At 70.0% G+C, this 18,274-nt stretch carries 18 protein-coding genes; 6 read left to right on the forward strand and 12 right to left on the reverse strand.

The features are described 5' to 3' along the window. Window positions 1-16 precede the first annotated feature (16 nt). Window positions 17-1,096 (reverse strand): helix-turn-helix transcriptional regulator, encoded by a 1,080-nt coding sequence (locus tag E1295_RS04940; RefSeq protein WP_132628458.1) that lies wholly within the window; start codon window positions 1,094-1,096, stop codon window positions 17-19. Between the two features lie 40 nt (window positions 1,097-1,136). Next, on the reverse strand, window positions 1,137-1,997 hold the full coding sequence (locus E1295_RS04945; protein ID WP_246079848.1) for a fumarylacetoacetate hydrolase family protein: 861 nt from the start codon (window positions 1,995-1,997) through the stop codon (window positions 1,137-1,139). A 136-nt stretch (window positions 1,998-2,133) separates the two neighbouring features. Here E1295_RS04945 and E1295_RS04950 point away from each other — a divergent pair, with 136 nt between their 5' ends. Beyond that, window positions 2,134-3,435: an aspartate aminotransferase family protein gene (locus E1295_RS04950; protein ID WP_166427082.1), complete on the forward strand. Its 1,302-nt coding sequence runs from the start codon at window positions 2,134-2,136 to the stop codon at window positions 3,433-3,435. Here E1295_RS04950 and E1295_RS04955 read toward each other — a convergent pair. The 5 genes from E1295_RS04955 to purD form a co-directional block, all read right to left on the reverse strand. Then, entirely contained in the window at window positions 3,316-4,329 is a 1,014-nt protein-coding gene (locus E1295_RS04955; RefSeq protein WP_132628460.1) for an EamA family transporter, read from the reverse strand. The two genes, E1295_RS04950 and E1295_RS04955, sit on opposite strands and share 120 nt — an antisense overlap. A 396-nt stretch (window positions 4,330-4,725) precedes the next feature. Next, complete coding sequence (locus tag E1295_RS04960; RefSeq protein WP_132628461.1) at window positions 4,726-6,015, reverse strand: GTP cyclohydrolase IIa; 1,290 nt, start codon at window positions 6,013-6,015, stop codon at window positions 4,726-4,728. A 200-nt stretch (window positions 6,016-6,215) separates the two neighbouring features. Further along, complete coding sequence (murA, locus tag E1295_RS04965) at window positions 6,216-7,481, reverse strand: UDP-N-acetylglucosamine 1-carboxyvinyltransferase (protein WP_132628462.1); 1,266 nt, start codon at window positions 7,479-7,481, stop codon at window positions 6,216-6,218. Window positions 7,482-7,560: 79 nt separating this feature from the next. Continuing rightward, window positions 7,561-8,397, reverse strand: coding sequence for a phosphoribosylaminoimidazolesuccinocarboxamide synthase (locus tag E1295_RS04970; RefSeq protein WP_132628463.1), 837 nt, complete (start codon window positions 8,395-8,397; stop codon window positions 7,561-7,563). Then, window positions 8,394-9,608 (reverse strand): phosphoribosylamine--glycine ligase, encoded by a 1,215-nt coding sequence (purD, locus tag E1295_RS04975; protein WP_132628464.1) that lies wholly within the window; start codon window positions 9,606-9,608, stop codon window positions 8,394-8,396. Before purD ends, E1295_RS04970 begins: the two co-directional genes overlap by 4 nt. Before the next feature lie 401 nt (window positions 9,609-10,009). On the opposite strand from purD, the gene corA reads away from it, so the two are divergent. Continuing rightward, window positions 10,010-11,077: a magnesium/cobalt transporter CorA gene (corA, locus tag E1295_RS04980; protein WP_246079849.1), complete on the forward strand. Its 1,068-nt coding sequence runs from the start codon at window positions 10,010-10,012 to the stop codon at window positions 11,075-11,077. Window positions 11,078-11,109: 32 nt separating this feature from the next. Here the strand turns inward: corA and E1295_RS04985 are convergent, their stop codons facing one another. Then, window positions 11,110-12,015, reverse strand: a complete 906-nt coding sequence (locus E1295_RS04985; RefSeq protein ID WP_132628465.1) for a glycerophosphodiester phosphodiesterase family protein — start codon at window positions 12,013-12,015, stop codon at window positions 11,110-11,112. A 109-nt stretch (window positions 12,016-12,124) separates the two neighbouring features. On the opposite strand from E1295_RS04985, the gene E1295_RS04990 reads away from it, so the two are divergent. Together E1295_RS04990 and E1295_RS04995 are read left to right on the forward strand one after the other, a co-directional pair. After that, window positions 12,125-12,778 (forward strand): GNAT family N-acetyltransferase, encoded by a 654-nt coding sequence (locus E1295_RS04990; protein WP_132628466.1) that lies wholly within the window; start codon window positions 12,125-12,127, stop codon window positions 12,776-12,778. A gap of 78 nt (window positions 12,779-12,856) precedes the next feature. Next, window positions 12,857-13,522 carry a hypothetical protein gene (locus E1295_RS04995; RefSeq protein ID WP_132628467.1) on the forward strand — a complete coding sequence of 222 codons (666 nt, stop codon included), beginning with the start codon at window positions 12,857-12,859 and terminating at the stop codon, window positions 13,520-13,522. A gap of 13 nt (window positions 13,523-13,535) precedes the next feature. Here E1295_RS04995 and E1295_RS05000 read toward each other — a convergent pair whose 3' ends face one another. The 3 genes from E1295_RS05000 to fbaA form a co-directional block, all read right to left on the reverse strand. After that, a complete protein-coding gene (locus E1295_RS05000) occupies window positions 13,536-14,819 on the reverse strand; it encodes an adenylosuccinate synthase (protein ID WP_132628468.1) in 1,284 nt (427 codons plus the stop codon). 98 nt (window positions 14,820-14,917) lie between these two features. Continuing rightward, a complete protein-coding gene (locus E1295_RS05005) occupies window positions 14,918-15,328 on the reverse strand; it encodes a DUF3151 domain-containing protein (RefSeq protein WP_220448543.1) in 411 nt (136 codons plus the stop codon). 33 nt (window positions 15,329-15,361) lie between these two features. Continuing rightward, window positions 15,362-16,384 carry a class II fructose-bisphosphate aldolase gene (gene fbaA, locus E1295_RS05010; protein WP_132628470.1) on the reverse strand — a complete coding sequence of 341 codons (1,023 nt, stop codon included), beginning with the start codon at window positions 16,382-16,384 and terminating at the stop codon, window positions 15,362-15,364. A 126-nt stretch (window positions 16,385-16,510) separates the two neighbouring features. On the opposite strand from fbaA, the gene E1295_RS05015 reads away from it, so the two are divergent. Together E1295_RS05015 and E1295_RS05020 are read left to right on the forward strand one after the other, a co-directional pair. Then, window positions 16,511-17,212, forward strand: a complete 702-nt coding sequence (locus E1295_RS05015; RefSeq protein ID WP_132628471.1) for a DedA family protein — start codon at window positions 16,511-16,513, stop codon at window positions 17,210-17,212. A gap of 66 nt (window positions 17,213-17,278) precedes the next feature. Further along, window positions 17,279-17,692, forward strand: a complete 414-nt coding sequence (locus E1295_RS05020; RefSeq protein ID WP_132628472.1) for a hypothetical protein — start codon at window positions 17,279-17,281, stop codon at window positions 17,690-17,692. Here the strand turns inward: E1295_RS05020 and pyrE are convergent. After that, window positions 17,689-18,222: an orotate phosphoribosyltransferase gene (pyrE, locus tag E1295_RS05025; protein ID WP_132628473.1), complete on the reverse strand. Its 534-nt coding sequence runs from the start codon at window positions 18,220-18,222 to the stop codon at window positions 17,689-17,691. The two genes, E1295_RS05020 and pyrE, sit on opposite strands and share 4 nt — an antisense overlap. Between the last annotated feature and the right edge of the window lie 52 nt (window positions 18,223-18,274).

The raw sequence follows: 18,274 nt of genomic DNA on the forward strand, positions 1-18,274 counted from the left end.
TCAAGAGGACGGTGTCTCAAGAGGGCTGGGGCCGGTGGTTGCGGCGGTACTCGCTGGGCGAGCAGCCGACGTGGCGCTTGAACACGGCACGGAACACCTTCGCGCTCAGATAGCCCGAGCGGGCGGCGACCGTGTCGATCGGCGCGGTGGTCGCGGTGAGCAGGACACGGGCGTGGCGCAACCGTAGCGCGGTCAGGTGGCGCAGGAACGTCGTCCCGCGCACGTCGGCGAACAGGTGCGCGATGTAGAACGGGCTCGCGCTGACGGCCTGCGCGACCGTCGCCAGCCGCAGCCGCGGGTCGGTGTAGTGGGCCGCCATGTAGCTCTCGGCCATCGACAGGATGTCGCGGGGGGCGGGCGGCATCAACCGCCACAACGTTTCCTCGATCCAGATGTGCAGGTAGGAGCGCTCGTGGATCTTGGTCACCGTGGTCAGCTCCTCGATCGGCAGGCGCGCGAACGCGTCGACCCAGTCGGTGGAGCCGCCCGTGAGCCGTCCCCGGTTGACGACGTCGACCACGAACAGCAGCTCGCCCATCAGCCAGTTGTGCAGCGTACTCGGGGACAGGCCGCGCTCCTGGACGCACCTGTCCACCCAGCCCGCGAGCAGCCCGGCCGCGCCGACCCTGTCACCGGCCTGGATGCGGCGGGCCAGCTCGGCCTCGATCCGCACGGGAGGCGGCGCGCCGGAATGCTCCTCCCGCGGGGCCGTGATGACCCTGTCGCCGCCCAGCAGCAGCTTGTAGGAGTTGGTACGCCGGGCGTCCCGTTCGGTCACCGTCGTGTTCCCTGGGCCCTGCCGCGGGGTGCCCAGGGAGACGGTGGCGGTGAGGCCGGTGGCGTTGACGATGCCCGCGCGGATCTGCTCGGCCAGCGCGGTCGCCTCGCCCATGAGCCGGTCGGGGTCGTCGCCGCTCAGCCTGACCAGCCACTCGTCGGGCGGCAGCGGCTCGCAGGAAGCCGGCTGCCGTGCCGTCGCCGCGCGGACCGCCCGGTCGGCCTGGTCGAGCTGCCTGCGCGCCCACTCGCGGCCGTGGGCCCGCGTCGAGGCGACGTAGTCGTCGATGTCGATGAGGGCGCCGACCGTGAACTCCATACCTCCCAGAGTACGAGTGAGGTGCGCCGATATCTATGGTTTAGGCGGACCGAAAGTCGACCCGGTTGACCAGGGTGCCAACGTCCTGCACGGTGGCCCGCATGACGTCCCCGTCCTTCAGCGGGGCGATGCCCGCGATGGTGCCGGTCGCGATGAGGTCGCCGGGCAGCAGCGTCATCCCGTCCGACAGGTCGGCGATCAGCTCGGGGATCCCGAACACCATCTGCTTGGTGTTGGCCCGCTGCCGCACCTCCCCGTCGACCTCCAGCGTCAGCTCCAGGTTCTGCGGGTCGGGCACCTCGTCCACGGTCGCGAGGTACGGCCCCGCCGGAGCGAACGTGTCGAACCCCTTGGACTGGTCCCACGGCGCGTTGCGGGCGATGTTGGCCAGTTGCAGGTCGCGGGCCGTCATGTCGTTGAGCACGGTGTAGCCGGCCACGGCCTCGCGCCAGCGCTCCGCGGGCAGGTCGCGGACCTCCGATCCGACGACGACGGCCAGCTCGACCTCGTGCTCCAGGTGCTTCGTACGAGCCGGCGCCGTCACCGGGCGGTTGTGGCCCGTCAGCGCGGACGGCGGCTTGAAGAACAACACCGGCTCCGGCGGCACCTCCAGCCCGCTCTCCTCCGCGTGCGCGACGTAGTTCAGCGCCAGGCAGCAGATCTTCGTGCAGGTCGCCACCGGCGGCTCGAACACCACCGACGCCTCGTCCAGCAACTCCCGCGCGCCGGCCCGGAGCCGGTCCACCTCGGCGGTGAGCCGGTGGAGCCCGTACTCGTTCAGCAGGGCCACCGGATCGTCACCGGCTCGCAGCCCGGCCAGGCTGAGAAGTTCGCCACCCTCGCGCCGGGCCACCAGTTCCACTTCGTCGGCGGGAGAGCGCCGGATACGCCCGAGAAACACGGCCATTCCTTCCTGGAGGTCCCCTCAAGCTCACCAGGCGCGTCGCGGGCCTCACAAGGGCCCGTCCTTGCGATGCCGCCCTCCTTGTTGCTCTCCTCCTTGTCGGCGGGCGCCGCCGCGGCCTTTGATGGTCCCCATGAGCAGGACCTTGCACGTCAGCCGTGACCTCCATGCCGAAGGCCGGCGCCACCTGGCCGGTGGCGTCTCCAGCGACGCCCGCCGGGTGGCCGGCGTCCCCCTCTACGTGGACCGCGCCCAGGGCGCGCGTCTGTGGGACGTGGACGGCAACTCCTACATCGACTACGTGCTCGGCCAGGGGCCGGCGCTGCTCGGCCACTGCCCGCCCGAGGTCGTGGAGGCGATCGCGGCCCAGGCGGCCCGAGGCATGGTCTACTCGGCGCAGCACGCCGCCGAGGTGCGCGTGGCCGAGCGGGTCTGCGCCATGGTGCCCTCGGCGGAACGGGTGAGGTTCAACACCGTCGGCTCGGAGGCCGTGCACGGCGCGCTCAGGCTGGCCCGCGGCTACACGGGGCGCTCGAAGATCCTCAAGTTCGAGGGCCACTACCACGGCTGGCTCGACCCCGTCCTCTACAGCGTGCACCCCGCCGTGGAGGCGGCCGGGCCGTCAAGGGAGCCCGTGGCCGTGCCGGGCACGGCGGGGCAGCAGCCGGGACACGCGGACGACCTGATCATCTGCCCGTGGAACGATCTGGAGACCCTGACCGGTCTGATGGAACGGCACTCGGGGCAGATCGCCGCCGTCATCGCCGAGCCGGTGCTGTGCAACACCGGCGCGATCAGCCCCGACCCCGGCTACCTGGAGGGCGTGCGGCGGCTGTGCGACGAGCACGGCTCCCTGCTGATCTTCGACGAGATCATCACCGGCTTCCGGCTCGCCCCGGGGGGCGCCCAGGAACACCTCGGCATCACCCCCGACCTGTCGGTGTTCGGCAAGGCCATGGCCGGCGGCATGCAGGTCTCGGCGCTGACCGGCCGGGCGGCCGTCATGGACCACATCTCGACGGGCAAGGTCGCCCACGCGGGCACGTTCAACTCCCAGCCGGTCGGCATGGCTGCGGCCGAGACGACGCTGCGCATCCTCGACGAACGGCGCGAGGAGGTCTACGGCACGCTGTACGAGCGCGGCGCGGCGCTGATGGAGGGCCTGCGGTCGGCCGCGGACAAGGCCGGCGTGCCGATGCTCGTGGACGGTCCCGGCCCGGTGTTCCAGACCTACTTCACCGACGCGCCCGCCGTGCGGGACTACCGGGACTTCGCCGCCACCGACCGGGCCAGGATGGCCAGGCTGCACGAGGCGCTACTCGACAGGGGAGTCAACATGGTCCCGCGCGGCCTGTGGTTCATGTCGACGGCGCACACGGCGGCCGACGTCGACGCCACGGTCGACGCGTTCGCCGGGGCGCTGCGGGACCTTTGACCGGCGTTCCGTCGAGATGACCAGGGCGACGCCGACCAGGATGATCGCTCCGCCCACGAGGATGCGCGGGGTGATCGGCTCGCTCAGCACCAGCGCGCCCAGCACGACCGCCACGGCGGGGTTGACGTAGGCGTAGGTGGACACGAGCGAGATGGGGGCGTTGCCGAGCAGCCACGAGAACGCCGTGAACCCGATCAGCGACCCCACGAGGATGAGGTAGGCCAGCGCGATCCAGGACCGGCCGGTGATCGTCGTCGGGTCGAGTCGCTCGCCCGTCGCGGCGCCGAGCACCGCGAGGCCGAGGCCGCCCGCGAGCATCTCGATCGTGCTCGTCGCGAACGAGTCGGCGGGCATCGTGACGCGCCCCGACAGGAACGCGCCCACCGCCCACAGCAGCGAGGCGAGCAGCACCACCGCGATGCCCGTGGCGGCCGCGCCTTCGTGCCCGGTGAGCGAGAGCGCGGCCACGCCGCCGAGCCCCACCAGCACGCCCGCCATGGTCGCCGCCCTCGGACGGTCGCGCACCACGAACCTGAAGGCGACCAGCCACAGCGGCACCGACGCCACGAGCAGCGCCGCCAGCCCGGTCGAGATGTACTGCTCCGCCACCGACAACATGCCGTTGCCCAGGGTGAGCAGCAGCACCCCCACCAGCGAGGCGCTGAGCAGTTGCCGCCGGGTCATCGTGAACGCCCGCCTGCCGGACTTCATGAGCAGGAAGCCACCGAGGAGCACGGCCGCGGCGAGGAACCGCATGGAGGCGCCGAGCAGCGGCGGGATCGACTCGACCACGATGCCGATGCCGAGATAGGTCGATCCCCACACCACGTAGACGATGGCGAGGGCGCCCCAGACGATGAGCGGGGACCGCGAGTCAGGAGCGTTGTGGTCCATGGGTCATGACAGTAGCGGAGCGGCCCGACAGAAACCGCGCGGCTTCCGGACAAACAGGTGGCCCGATCTCTGCGGTGGCAGGGAGCTCTCACCTGCGCACGGCGAACGAGGGGCCATCGAAAGATTGGCGCCCCCGTCCGAATCCCGTCGATCGGGGGCGTCGCAATTCATACCCCCTCTCGCGAGGACCAACCGCCATTTCCCCAAGTGTCAACCGCACGTTCGCCAAGTCGTGACTTTCCGGACATGGCTCGGGGCATGGCAGACCCCGCAGTGGGGCAACCGGAAGCGAGCCCGCCGCCGTCGGAGGGGGAAGGTGAGGCGGCGGGCCGCGTACCGGGTGGATCAGCGCGGGGCGCTCAGCGCGGTCCCGGCTTCTCCACGATCACCAGGGGCTCAGCGCGGTCCCAGCTTCTCCACGATCAGCCGGTAGAGCTGCCGTGGCCGGCCGGGCTGGGGAGTACGGTTGGGCGGTAGCGGCCACGCGAGTCCCTCGTCAACCAACGTGCGCAGCAACCGCCGAGCCGTACGGGGTGTCACCCCCAGCATCTTGCCTGCCCCTTCGGCGTCCACCACAGTGTCGCCGCCCTCCAGCTTGGCCGCCAGCCGGGCCAGCACCTCGACCCCTTTGGGCTTGAGTGCCGTGGCGCCGGTGGGCGGCATCCGCGGGGCCGGGATGAGCGCCCGTCCTTCGCGGTCGACCGCGAATCCCTGCGCCTGTTTGCCCGCCTGTGTGCGGGCCAGCGCGGCCCGCGCGTGCGACTCCGCGTCGTGCGTCGTCCGCCCCATGCCCACGCCGACCTCGACCGCCAGCCCCAGCTCGTCCCTGATCCTGGCCGCGAACGGCAACACCCGGAACCCGTCGGTGGCCGCCGCGATCGAGCCTCTGGTCGCCGTGACCAGGTAGCTGTGATCGTCGATGGGCCAGACGGTCGCGTTGATGCGGTTCGCCTCCTGGACCAGCAGCCGCTGCAGCGACAACCGCAGCTCGTCGCGCCAGTAGCGGGGCGCGGCGCGGCGCACGGGTTCGCGCAGCGTCGGCACCTCCACCAGCACCACGGTCAGCTGCGACTCCTCCAGCCGGTGATGCGCCCCGAGCAGCGCCGCGGTGTGCAGCGCCGTACGGACCGCGGCGGAGGTCGGCCTGATCCTGATGACCGGCACGCCCGCGGTGTGCAGGCGTTCGGCCACCGCGGCCAGGCATGTGAGCGCTCCCGTGGTCGCGCCCTGCCGGGCCAGGCGTTCATGGTAGGCCGCGATCGTGCCGGTGGCGCCCGGCTCGTCGCGGCTGTGCACGTCCGTGGCGGGGATGCCGAGGTCGGTGTACGCCTCCTCGACATCGGCCCGGCTGACCACGTCGATGCTGACCCGTTTGGGGTCCGTCCGGGTGTCAAGCGCGGCCTTGGCCAGCGCCGCCACCAGTGCTGCTCCGCCGAGTTGCACGTAGGTCGCGGGCATCGTCAGCACGCCTGATCGCCTGGCCAGATCGTAGGGGACCGGGCTGGCGAACAAGCATGCGTCGACACCGGGTCCGAGCCTCGTCACCTTGTCGGGCGCCTCTTGCTCGTCGCGGTAGGCGGCGGCCACCAGACGACACGGCAGCGGTGCCGCGGCGTGTCCCATCAGCATGACTCGCTCGACAAGGTCGTGGGGTCCGACCACGCCGATGGTGAGGTCCGGTGTCATGGCGCCCGGGCGTGACACTCGGGGAGTTTCTTCGGCCCTCTCGACCAATGTTCGTCCCATCCTGCTGTCGTTGCAGTGCTCTCTTTTGGAACGATCGCTCGCGGGGGCCGTAATGTCACGCCCGACTTTTCCGGAAAGCCGTTCAGGTTGACCGCCCGACATGATGTCCTAGCAGCTCAACGAGGATTTTCTCACCATTTTTAGTGGGTGGAAATCTCTCGTGTAATGTCCGCGCCGAGCGCGCGCATTCGAGCGGCGAGATGCGCGTGGCCGCGGTCGATGAGGTAGCCGCTGCCGATGACGGTCTCGCCTTCGGCGGCGAGCCCGGCGAGCACGAGAGCGATGCCGGAGCGCAGATCGTGGGCCGTCACCTCGGCGCCGGTGAGAGGGGTGCGGCCGCGCACGACGGCCCTGCTGCCGTCGACGTCGACGCTGGCGCCCATCTTGTTCAGCTCGCCGGCCAGCGCGAAACGGCCGTCGAAGATGCGCTCGTGGATGTAGCTGGTGCCGTCGGCGAGCGCCGCGACGGTCATCATCGGCGACTGCAGGTCGGTCGCGAACCCGGGATAGGTGTCGGTGATGATGTTGATCGGCCGCAGCGGGCCCTCGCAGCGCACGTGCAGCACCGCGCCCTGCCGGGCGAACTCGACGCCCATCTGCTCAAGTTTGTACCGTACGACGCCCAGGTCCAGGCCGGTGCCCACGAGGCTCAGCTCGCCCCCGGTGATCGCCGCGGCCATCGCGAACACGCCCGCGTCGAGCCGGTCGGGCATGACCGTGTGCTCGACGGCGTGCAGCGTGTCGACGCCCTCGACGGTGATGAACCCGGTGCCGCCGCCGCTGATGCGCGCGCCCATCTTGGTGAGCATGTCGATGACGTCGAGCACCTCGGGTTCGAGGGCGGCGTTCTCGATCACGGTGGTGCCCTTGGCCAGGGAGGCGGCCATGATGAGGTTCTCGGTGCCGGTGTGCGAGGGGGTGTCGAGGTAGAGGGTCGCCCCGGTCAGGCCGGACGCCTTGACGTGGATGACGGTCTCGCCCTCGTCGACGATCGCGCCCAGCCGTTTGTAGCCGAGGTAGTGGAAGTCGAGGTTGCGGCTGCCGAGGTTGCAGCCGCCGACGCCCTCGACGACGGCCTCGCCGAGCCGGTGCAGCAGCGCGGGGGTGAACAACACCGAGCCGCGGAAGCGCCGGGCGATCTCGGCGGGCAGCACCGGGCTGGTCAGCCGGGAGGCGTCGATGACGAGCGTGCGCTCGGACTCGTGGAGTTCGACGTACGCGCCGACCGCCTCGGCCAGCTCTATCGCACGGCGGACGTCCTCGATGATCGGCACGTTGCGCAGGACGGTGCGGCCCTTCGCGGCCAGCAGCGCCGCACCGATCATGGGAAGCACGGCGTTCTTCGCGCCCTGGATGAACGCGGTTCCACGCAGTGCGTTGCCACCGCGCACGCGGTAACGGACCATTTCGTGCGGCTCCTTGAATTCTGGCGGTGAGGCTCGATCGGGCCAACAGTAGTCGGTAACACCACATGACCCAGCCGAATCATCCGCTAAAGGGAGCTCCCGTGATGCGCTCATACGCTTCTAGGTATCGTTCGCGCGTGCGCTCCACGATGTGGTCAGGTAGGCGAGGTGGGAGGTTTCCGGAGGCTTTGTCCCATCCGGATTCGGGCGATAGTAGCCAATCGCGTACAAATTGCTTGTCGAAAGAAGGTTGCGGACGGCCCGGCTGCCAGGCTTCGGCCGGCCAGAAACGCGATGAATCCGGGGTGAGAACCTCGTCGCCCAAGGTCAGCACTCCGTCGGAGTCCCAGCCGAGCTCGATCTTGGTGTCGGCCACGATGATGCCGCGCTCGCGCGCGATCTCCGCGCCGCGCGCGTAGACGGCCAGCGTGATGCGGCGCAGCTCGTCGGCCGCCTTCTCGCCGACCTCCGCCACGACCCGCTCGTACGGGATCGGCTCGTCGTGCTGACCCGCAGGCGCCTTGGTGGACGGCGTGAAGATCGGCTCGGGCAGCCGCGACCCGTCCTGCAGCCCTTCGGGCAGGCGCACCCCGGAGACGGCGCCGCTCTCGCGGTATTCGGCCAGCCCTCCGCCCGTCAGGTAGCCCCTGGCCACGCACTCGACCTGGACCATCGTCAGCGGCCTGCACACCACGCTGCGGGCCTCGTCGCCCCTGGCCACGATGTGGTTGGGCACGACGTCTCCGAGCTGGTCGAACCACCACAACGACAACTGCGTGAGGACCGCGCCCTTGTCGGGGATGCCGGGCTCCAGCACGTGGTCGAAGGCCGAGATCCGGTCGGAGGCGACCATCAGCAGCAGGCCGTCATCCGTCTCGTAGAGATCGCGCACCTTGCCGGAGTGCACGTGCTTCATGGGGCGATGTCCGTCCTGTAGTGGGAGCCGCGCAGCGTGATGCGCCCGGCGAGGTCGTAGGCGTGGCGCCGCGCGCTCTGCTGGTCGGGGCCGTGGCCCACCACGCTGAGCACCCGCCCGCCGTCGGAGACGATCGTGTCGCCCTCGCGCCTGGTGCCGGCGTGGATCACGTAGGCCTGGTCGGAGGGCTCAAGCCCGGTGATCACGTCGCCCTTGACCGGGGTGCCGGGGTAGTTCTCCGCCGCGATCACCACCGTGACGGCGCTGCCGTCCTTGAACACCGGGTCGAGCCCCAGTTCGCCGGTCGCGCACGCCATCAGCAGGCCGCCGAGCGGCGTCTCCAGCCGGTCGAGCAGCACCTGTGTCTCGGGGTCGCCGAACCGCGCGTTGAACTCGACCACCTTCGGGCCCTTCGCGGTCAGGGCCAGCCCGACGTAGAGCACCCCCTGGTAGGGCAGCCCGCGCCGGGACAACTCCGCGATCGTCGGGTGCACGACCTCCCGCATGACCTGCTCGGTGAGCCCGTCGGGCGCCCACGGCAGCGGCGTGTAGGCGCCCATGCCGCCGGTGTTGGGGCCCTGGTCGCCGTCGAGGGCCCGCTTGAAGTCCTGGGCGAGCTGCAGCGGGACGGCCGTGCTGCCGTCGCACAACGCGAACAGCGACACCTCCGGCCCGTCGAGGAACTCCTCGATCACCACCCGCTCGCACGAGCGAGCGTGGTCCAGCGCCTGCTTCCTGTCGTCGGTCACGACGACGCCCTTGCCCGCCGCGAGCCCGTCGTCCTTGACGACGTAGGGCGGGCCGAACTCGTCGAGCGCGGCCGCCGCCTGCTCCTCGCTCTCGCAGGTCCGCGAGCGTGCGGTGGGCACGTCGGCGGCCTGCATGATCTCCTTGGCGAACGCCTTGGAGCCCTCGATCATGGCCGCCTGGCTGGACGGCCCGAAACACGCGACGCCGGCCTCGCGCACCGCGTCGGACACGCCCGCCACGAGCGGCGCCTCAGGCCCGACGACGACGAGATCGACCCGCAGCCGCGTCGCCAGATCGGCGACCTGCACGGGGTCGAGGGGGTCGACCGCGTGGACGGTCGCGACCTGCTCGATGCCCGGGTTGCCCGGGGCGCAGTGGAGCTCGCTGACCTGGGGATCGAGCTTGAGGGAACGGCACAGGGCGTGCTCACGCCCTCCGGAACCAATGACTAGAACGCGCACACGCTCATTGTCGCAGGCCCGCCGCCGTGGGCACCCACAGGTCCGCGGGGTGGACCGCCTGGCGGAATAGACGACGATCGTTGGTGAGTTCTGCCGGAGACGACTGCTCTCGGCCCAGTGTCGTCAGATTGTTTCCCCGCCTGTGATAGGTTAAGGCGGCTTTGCGGCGTCCCTGTGTGATTGGAGGTGGTCCGGGATGCAACCTGGTGATCCCAGCAGTACGTGCTTCTTCACGTACGACTCGCGTACCCCCGACCACTCCAATCCGGCAGCCTGATCGTGCCTCCACGCCTGTGTTCTGATTGAGGTGACTTCTCGTCGCGCGTGGAGCGTGCCAGGTCGGGCGGAAAGGGACTGCCATGCGCTCGTCCACGCTTTTCCGTCGCATCAACCGTCACCCTGTGCGCCAGCATGTCGCGCGTCAGCACGCCGCCCCGGTGCGTGACGTCCGCGTGCCTCCCGTCGAGTCCGTCGTCGAGTTCGGCGCCTACGTCCACGGCGAGAAGGTCGCCGCCCCGGGCATCGTCGAGGCGCTGCACCTCGTACGCGAGCACAACAAGAGCGCCGAGGGCGCCAACGCGTTCGTCTGGGTCGGGCTGCACGAGCCCGAGGCACCCGAGGTGGAGTGGCTGGCCGAGGTGTTCGAGCTGCACCCGCTGTCCGTCGAGGACGCGGTCAAGGCCCACCAGCGGCCCAAGATCGAGCGGTACGGCGACTCCCTGTTCATGGTGCTCAAGACCATCGCCTACCTCGACCCCGGCAGAGGGCCGGGTGACAACGAGATCATCGCCACCGGCGAGATCATGGTGTTCCTCGGCGCCGACTTCGTGGTGACCGTACGGCACGGCGAGCACTGCCCGCTCACCGCGGTGCGCGAGCGCCTCGAGGACAAGCCCATGCTGATGAGCCGCGGCCCGGCCGGCGTGCTGCACGCCATCGCCGACCACGTGGTCGACCAGTACCTCCAGGTGTCCGACCTCATGCAGCTGGAGCTGGAGGAGGTCGAGGCGACCGTGTTCGCCGACGTCAGCTCCCGCGACATCAACCGCATCTACCAGCTCAAGCGCGAGATGCTGGAGATGAAGCGGGCCGTCACCCCGCTGCAGGCGCCGCTGTCGGCGCTGCCCCAGCGCCGCGTCGTGCCGTCGGAGATGCGCGAATACTTCCGCGACGTCGGTGACCACCTGTCGCGCGTGTGCGAGCAGGTGGAGTCGTCCAACGAGTTGTGCAGCTCCATACTGCAGGCGGCGCTCGCCCGCTCCAACGCGCTGGCCAACGAGGACATGCGCAAGATCTCTTCGTGGGTGGCCATCCTCGCGGTGCCCACGATGATCGCCGGCATCTACGGCATGAACTTCGACTTCATGCCGGAGACCGAGCAGGTGTGGGGCTATCCGGCGGTGCTGGCCGTCATGGCCACGGCCTGCGTGCTGCTCCACCGCGGCTTCCGCCGCAACGGCTGGCTCTAGAACGTCTGTTTCTTCCGGGTCGCCGGAACTGCTCAGACGCCGACCGGCTTGAGCGGCCCCACCGGCTCGGGCAGCTGCAGCCCGCGCTCGCGCCACAAGTCGCGCATCCGGTCGGGATAGTCGGTGACGATCCCGGCCACCCCCAGGTCCAGCATCCGGCCCGCCAGCTCCGCGTCGTTGACCGTCCACACCGCCACGTCGAGGCCGGCCGCCGCCGCCTGCGCCATCAGGGCCTCGTCCACCATGGTGTGCTTGGGCGAGAGCGTGGTCGCCCCGGCGTCGCGCGCGGCGGCGGGCACGTCGTCGCCCAGGTCGTCGTGCCAGTGCAACGTGTCGGGCTCGATCAGCGCGAACCGGCGCGCGCCCGGGACCAGCCCGGCGGCATAACGGATGATGCGCCAGTCGAAGCTGAGGATGGCGACGTTGTCCAGCCGTCCGTGCCGGTCGAGCTCCTCGACCACCTGCTCGGTGAAGGCCTTCGGGTCGGGCGTCAGCTCGGGCCTGGTCGGGTCGGACTTGAGCTCGACGTGCAGGCGTACGCTCTCGGCTTCGTAGGCGTTGACCAGCCCCAGCACCGCGCCGAGCGTCGGCATGCGGGTCTCGGGCATCGGCACCTGGGTCAGCGCGAAGGGATCGTCGGGATGGCGCGGCAGCCGCACGCCCACGTCGAGCATGCGCAGTTGCGCGAGGGAGAGTGAGTTGATCGGTTTGCCGACATAGGGGAAGAGGGGGTCGCCGGCGCGGATGGGCCGCCTGTCGGCGCTGGTCACGGCGGAGACCGTGAGGTCGTGCGTGAGCACGAGGCGCCGATCGGCGGTGAGCGCGACGTCGAGCTCGAGCGCGTGCACGCCCAGCTCCATCGTGCGGCTCATCCCCGGCAGGGTGTTCTCCGGCCAGAGGCCGCGGGCACCCCGGTGACCATGAATCTCAACGCGCACAACCCGGACCCTACCTGGCTGGGGGTGCCACTAGACAGTGCCACGCCGTGTCCTTTTTATCCTGCTACGCCCGGTCGATGACTAGACCTCAGACAATAAGCTGGATTACATGACGGAGGTTCTCAACAAGGCCCATCCCGCAACAGTCCGGGCATGGGTGGACGGATGGGCGATCTCCCGCAGAGCCCCCCGGCCCGTGCCCGAACCCTGGGGCACGAGGGTCGACGTCGGCCTCCCAGGACACGTGGCCCGCCACATCGTCCCCGCGCCCACCCCCGAGATCCTCCGCCGGCTGACCGGCACCATCACCACACCCGGCACCTGGCTCAAACTCTGCGCCCCCACCGAGGCCGTCGTCCCCTGCCTCCCGGCCGGCTGGCGCGTCGAGGAGCCGGAGTACATGATGACCGCGACCCTCCCGCTCCGCACGCCCCAGCCCCCCGCGCCCGCGGGCTACACGCTGGCCGTCACGACCAGAGCCGGCGTCACGGTGGCCCGCGTACTGACGAACGCCGGCGAGGTCGCCGCCAGAGGCCAGTTCGCACCGACGGGCCGGACAGCCGTCGTGGACCAGGTGGAGACGGCCGCCCGCCACCGCCGGCGCGGCCTCGGCACCGTCATCATGCGCACCCTCACCTCGGCCGCCGCCTCGGCGGGCGCACGCCACGGCATCCTGGTGGCCACGGCGGACGGCAGGGCCCTGTACGAAACCCTCGGCTGGACCGTCCACACCCCGATGACGGCCGCCGTACTGACCGGCTGATCCCGCGGCGCGGGGACCACTCCCGAACCTGACCCGCTAGAAATGAAGCGACAGCAAACGCGAGGCAGGAGAGTCATAGTGGGCCAGAAACCGCGCATCGGCCTGTCCCTCACGCTCGTCGCCGCCCTCGGGACGGCCGGTTGCGCGTCCGGCGAGACACCTGAACCCTCCGCCGCTGCCACGCAAGCCCGGCCCTCCGCGGCCTCGCCGGCCCCGCCCACGACGGCGGCCCCGCACCTGGTCCCCTGGATCGACCGGGTCTGCGCCGCGACCCGGTTGTTCCGCGACAAGCCCAAGGCTCCGTCGAAGCGGGCCCTCGACGACAGCGTTCCCGACCGGGTGGCCGGGGACTTCGCGGCCTTGGCCCTGCTGGAGATGGCCTCGCACCTCAACTTCGTCGCCGACACCACCCGTGCCTCAGCCGAGCTGCTGGAAGACGCCGGGCCTGGACCGGTCGAAGGGGGCGCCGAGATGATCGCCGGCTATCGCGGCGCGCTGCGCAAGCTGCTGCCCAAGGTGGAGCGGCACCGTATCAAGAAGAAGAAGGACTACGACGGGATCGGCAAGAAGGTGCGCCAGGTCTCCAAGCTGGTCGCCGCGCTCAAGACCGGCGGCCCCGACCTCGACAGCCTCGTCGACCGCGATCCCGCCCTCGCCAAGGCGTACGCCGAAGCGGTGAACTGCGGGGACGACGGCATGTTCCCGCGGCCGGGCGAAGGGGTCCCCACCCCCAAGCCCGGTTGAGACGGACGGACAGCTAGACGAGCGGCCTGACCACGACGGTCTGGTCGCGGCCAGGGCCGACGCCGATCGCCGAGATCGGGGCGCCGCTCATCTCCTCCAGCGCCCTGACGTACGCCTGCGCGTTCGGCGGCAGGTCCTCGAAGACCTTGGCCCCCGTGATGTCCTCCTGCCAGCCGGGCAACTCCTCGTAGATCGGCGTGGCGTGGTGGAAGTCGGTCTGCGTCATGGGGATCTCGTCGTGGCGGACGCCGTCCACGTCGTACGCCACGCACACCGGTACGCGCTCCAGCCCGGACAGGACGTCCAGCTTGGTGAGGAAGTAGTCGGTGATGCCGTTGACGCGGGTGGCGTACCGGGCGATCACCGCGTCGAACCAGCCGCAGCGGCGGTCGCGGCCGGTCGTGACGCCGAACTCGCCGCCGGTCTGCCGCAGCCACTCGCCCACGTCGTCGGTGAGTTCGGTGGGGAACGGTCCGGAGCCGACGCGGGTGGTGTACGCCTTGAGGATGCCGATGATCTTGGTGAGCCGGTTGGGCGGGATGCCCGCCCCGGCGCACGCGCCGCCCGAGGTGGGCGACGACGACGTGACGAACGGGTAGGTGCCGTGGTCGAGGTCGAGCAGCGTGCCCTGCCCGCCCTCCAGCAGCACGAACTTGTCGTCGTCGAGCGCCTTGGAGAGCACCAGCGAGGTGTCGGCGATGTGCGGCTTGAGGCGTTCGGCGTAGGCGAGGTATTCCTCCACGACCGCCGCCGGGTCGATGCCGCGCCGGTTGTAGACCTTGGTCAGCACCTGGTTCTTCTCGGTCAGGGCGACCTCGATCTTCTTCGCCAGGATGCCGGGGTCGAGCAGGTCCTGGACGCGCACCCCCATGCGGGCGACCTTGTCGCCGTAGGCGGGCCCGATGCCGCGCCCCGTGGTGCCGATCCTGGCCTTGCCGAGGTAACGTTCGGTGACCTTGTCGAGCGCCTTGTGGTGGGGCATGATCAGGTGCGCGTTGGAGGAGATCAGCAGCCGCTCGGCCGAGATGCCCCGCTCGGCCAGCCCGTCGATCTCGCCCAGCAGCACGCCGGGGTCGATGACCACGCCGTTGCCGATGACCGGCACCACGTCGGGCGACAGGATCCCCGTCGGTAGCAGGTGCAGCGCGTATTTCTGGTCTCCGATGACCACGGTGTGACCCGCGTTGTTGCCACCCTGATAGCGGACGACGTAGTCGACGTCGCCACCGAGCAGGTCGGTGGCCTTGCCCTTGCCCTCATCGCCCCACTGGGCACCAACGAGTACGGCAGCCGGCATGGTTCAGTCTCCCGAGCACAAAACGAAACCCCTGGCGCAAGCGCGACAGGGGCTCTTGCGTGGAGAGACTACCCGAACGTGGTTATTCGTCCCAAGGGCTAACTCCGGGTCAGCGCGTCGTGACCCGTTTCGGTGCTGTCCTTGAGGAACTGCAGGCACCGCTCGGCTTCGTCCTTCTCGCCGATCGCCTGAGCCGCCCTGGCCAGCGCGTGGAGGCAGCGCAGGAAGCCGCGGTTGGGCTCGTGCTCCCAGGGGATGGGCCCGTGCCCCTTCCAGCCGTTGCGGCGCAACTGGTCGAGCCCGCGGTGGTAGCCCGTACGGGCGAAGGCATATGAGGTGACGGCGTGCCCCTGGGCGAAGGCCTCTTCCGCGAGCGCAGCCCAGGCCGTGGGGAAGGCGGGGAAGCGGGCGGCCACGTCGGAGGCCTTGGCCCCGGCTTCGAGCGCCTCCCTGGCCTCGGGCAGGTCCGGCAGGTGCGTCGGGGGCGGCCCGGCGAGAAGGTTATCCATAGGACAAGTCATACCCGCCGGGCCGCTCATGTGCTATGAGATCTTCGTCCCAGCGCTCTTGAGGCTCTGGCACGCCTCCACGATGCGCGCGGCCATCCCGGCCTCGGCGGCCTTGCCGTAGGAACGCGGGTCGTAGGTCTTCTTGTTGCCCACGTCGCCGTCGACCTTGAGCACCCCGTCGTAGTTGCGGAACATGTGGTCCGCGATCGGCCTGGTGAAGGCGTACTGGGTGTCGGTGTCGACGTTCATCTTCACCACTCCGTACGAGATCGCCTCGTGGATCTCCTCGAGCAGCGAGCCGGAGCCGCCGTGGAAGACCAGGTCGAACGGCTTGTCCTTGCCGAACTTCGCGCCGACCGCGTCCTGGATCTCCTTCAGCACGCTCGGCCGCAGCTTGACGTGGCCCGGCTTGTAGACGCCGTGCACGTTGCCGAACGTGGCGGCCAGCATGTAGCGGCCCTTTTCGCCGACGCCCACGGCCTCGGCGGTGGCCACCGCGTCGCCGGGGGTCGTGTAGAGCTTCTCGTTGATCTCGCCGACGACGCCGTCCTCCTCGCCGCCGACGACGCCGATCTCCATCTCCATGATGATCCGCGCCCTGGCGCACTTGTCCAGGAGCTCCTTGGCGATCTCGAGGTTCTCCTCGAGCGGCACGGCCGAGCCGTCCCACATGTGCGACTGGAACAGCGGGTCGAGGCCCTTGGCCACCCGCTCGAGCGAGATGTCGATCAGCGGCCGCATGAAGCCGTCGAGCTTGTCCTTCGGGCAGTGGTCGGTGTGCAGCGCGACCGTGACCGGATATTTCGCGGCCACCACCCTGGCGTACTCGGCCAGCGCCGTCGCGCCCGTGACCATGTCCTTCACCGTGGTGCCCGACAGGAAGTCGGCGCCGCCGGTGGAGACCTGCACGATCCCGTCGCTCTCGGCCTCGGCGAAGCCCCGCAGTGCGGCGTTCAACGTCTGCGATGAGGTCACGTTGATCGCCGGGTAGGCGAATCCGCCGGCCTTCGCCCGGTCGAGCATCTCAGCGTAGACCTCTGGAGTCGCAATAGGCATGATTCATCTCCCTGAGAAGTAACGGCTTCGCGCGAGCCCAGTATCCCGGCTCCCTACCCCGCGTGGTAGAGACAACGCGACCTCATTGGTCACTTTGCGCCTCTCCACTACAGGTAGGCTCTCCTGGTGGACTGGCTTTGGAATCTTCTGGACCCGACGTGGTGGCTCACGATTCTCGGCGCATTCGCCACGGTCGGCGTCCTGGCCATCATCTTCGCCGAAACGGGTCTGCTGCTCGGGTTCTTCCTGCCCGGCGACTCGCTGCTGGTGGCCGCGGGGATTTTCAGCTCGGCGGCGGTGGCCCAGGGCATGGGCATCACACCGCTCTCGCTGCCCGTGCTGCTGGTCGGCACGCCGCTGTGCGCGATCGCGGGCGCCCAGCTCGGGCATTTCCTGGGGGCCCGGTTCGGCCGCAGGATGTTCGACAAGCCGGATTCGCGGTTGTTCAAACGCGAGCACGTGCTGCGGGCCGAGGAGTTCTTCGAGAAGTTCGGCCCGGCCAAGGCCGTGGTGCTGGCGAGATTCGTGCCGATCGTCCGCACGTTCATGAACCCGGTGGCGGGCGTGCTGGAGATGCCGCCCAAACGTTTCCTCGTGTGGAACGTCATCGGCGGCATCGTCTGGACCGAAGGTCTCATCCTGCTCGGCAACGCCCTCGGCAGGGAGGTCGATCCCAAGCAGATCGACAAGTACATCCTGCCCGGCGTCTTCCTCATCGTGTTCATCTCGATCATCCCGATCATCGTCGAGGTGATCAAGAAGCGCCGAGGTGAGAAGGTCGCCGCCGTTCCCAGCGGCAAGCACCGCGTCACCAACGGCCGCCACTAGCCACGACGGCGGATCATTCGGCTGTACGCTCCCCCTGTGGGACGCCACAGGTCAGATCCGATGGGCATGGCCCGATTAGCCCTCACCGTCCTGGCGGCGGGAGCCGTGCTGACCCTGCTGGTCATCGGCGGTCGCGCGCTGCTCCTCGCGCCGGGCGGGCAGGCGCCTGAACGCGAGCGCGCCTCCACCCGGGCCACCGGCCTCGCCACCGCACCGGCCTCCGACGCGACCGCGCGGGTGCCGACCGTACGTCTCGTGTGCGTGGAGGAGACCTGCCCGACGGTCACCGTACGCGTGCCGGGCGGCGACGTGCTCTACCACCACGAGATGACCAGGGGCGAGGAGCTCAACTACTTCGAGCCCGAACTCGACGTGGTGCTCAGCGACGCGGGCACGGTGCGCGTCACCGAGAACGGCAAGCCGCGCGAGCAGGGCGACAGTGGGAAGAGAGAGGCGTTCACCGTCCGCGAGCCCGGCTAGAGCCCCAGGTCGGCGAGCGTGTAGGCGGTGCGGTAGTCGAGGCCCTCGCCGGTGACGCGCTCCCTGGCGCCCCTGTCGACGATCGTCGCCACCGCGACCACCTCGGCCCCGGCCTCCCGCAGCGCCTCCACGGCCGTCAGCGGCGAGGCGCCCGTCGTCGAGGTGTCCTCGACGGCCAGCACGCGCCGCCCCTTCACCTCCGGCCCCTCGATCCTGCGCTGCAGGCCGTGCGCCTTCTGCGCCTTGCGCACCACGAACGCGTCGAGCGTGCGCCCGCGCGCCGCGGCGGCGTGCACCATCGCGCCCGCCACCGGGTCGGCCCCCAGCGTGAGCCCGCCCACCGCGTCGTATTCCAGGTCGGCGGTCAGGTCGAGCATCACCCTGCCGACGAGCGGTGCGGCCACGCCGTCGAGCGTGATGCGCCGCAGATCGAGGTAGAAGTCGGCCTCCTTGCCGGAGGAGAGCGTGACCTTGCCGTGGACGATGGCCTTGCTCTTGATCTCGGCCAGCAGGTTGTCGCGATCCGTCATGCGCCCAAGCTTATGGCCCGCCCATGATCGCCTCCCCGCACCCGGTTTAGCC

Source organism: Nonomuraea mesophila, assembly GCF_004352805.1.
Lineage (GTDB): Bacteria > Actinomycetota > Actinomycetes > Streptosporangiales > Streptosporangiaceae > Nonomuraea > Nonomuraea longispora.

What these genes read in the sequence shown, in the direction of transcription:
- E1295_RS04940 (WP_132628458.1), bottom strand. Translation starts at nt 1,096, where the DNA reads ATGGAGTTCACGGTCGGCGCCCTCATCGACATCGACGACTACGTCGCC.
- E1295_RS04950 (WP_166427082.1), top strand. Translation starts at nt 2,134, where the DNA reads ATGAGCAGGACCTTGCACGTCAGCCGTGACCTCCATGCCGAAGGCCGG.
- E1295_RS04955 (WP_132628460.1), bottom strand. Translation starts at nt 4,329, where the DNA reads ATGGACCACAACGCTCCTGACTCGCGGTCCCCGCTCATCGTCTGGGGC.
- E1295_RS04960 (WP_132628461.1), bottom strand. Translation starts at nt 6,015, where the DNA reads ATGACACCGGACCTCACCATCGGCGTGGTCGGACCCCACGACCTTGTC.
- murA (WP_132628462.1), bottom strand. Translation starts at nt 7,481, where the DNA reads ATGGTCCGTTACCGCGTGCGCGGTGGCAACGCACTGCGTGGAACCGCG.
- E1295_RS04970 (WP_132628463.1), bottom strand. Translation starts at nt 8,397, where the DNA reads ATGAAGCACGTGCACTCCGGCAAGGTGCGCGATCTCTACGAGACGGAT.
- E1295_RS04990 (WP_132628466.1), top strand. Translation starts at nt 12,125, where the DNA reads ATGACGGAGGTTCTCAACAAGGCCCATCCCGCAACAGTCCGGGCATGG.
- E1295_RS05000 (WP_132628468.1), bottom strand. Translation starts at nt 14,819, where the DNA reads ATGCCGGCTGCCGTACTCGTTGGTGCCCAGTGGGGCGATGAGGGCAAG.
- E1295_RS05005 (WP_220448543.1), bottom strand. Translation starts at nt 15,328, where the DNA reads ATGGATAACCTTCTCGCCGGGCCGCCCCCGACGCACCTGCCGGACCTG.
- fbaA (WP_132628470.1), bottom strand. Translation starts at nt 16,384, where the DNA reads ATGCCTATTGCGACTCCAGAGGTCTACGCTGAGATGCTCGACCGGGCG.
- E1295_RS05020 (WP_132628472.1), top strand. Translation starts at nt 17,279, where the DNA reads ATGGCCCGATTAGCCCTCACCGTCCTGGCGGCGGGAGCCGTGCTGACC.
- pyrE (WP_132628473.1), bottom strand. Translation starts at nt 18,222, where the DNA reads ATGACGGATCGCGACAACCTGCTGGCCGAGATCAAGAGCAAGGCCATC.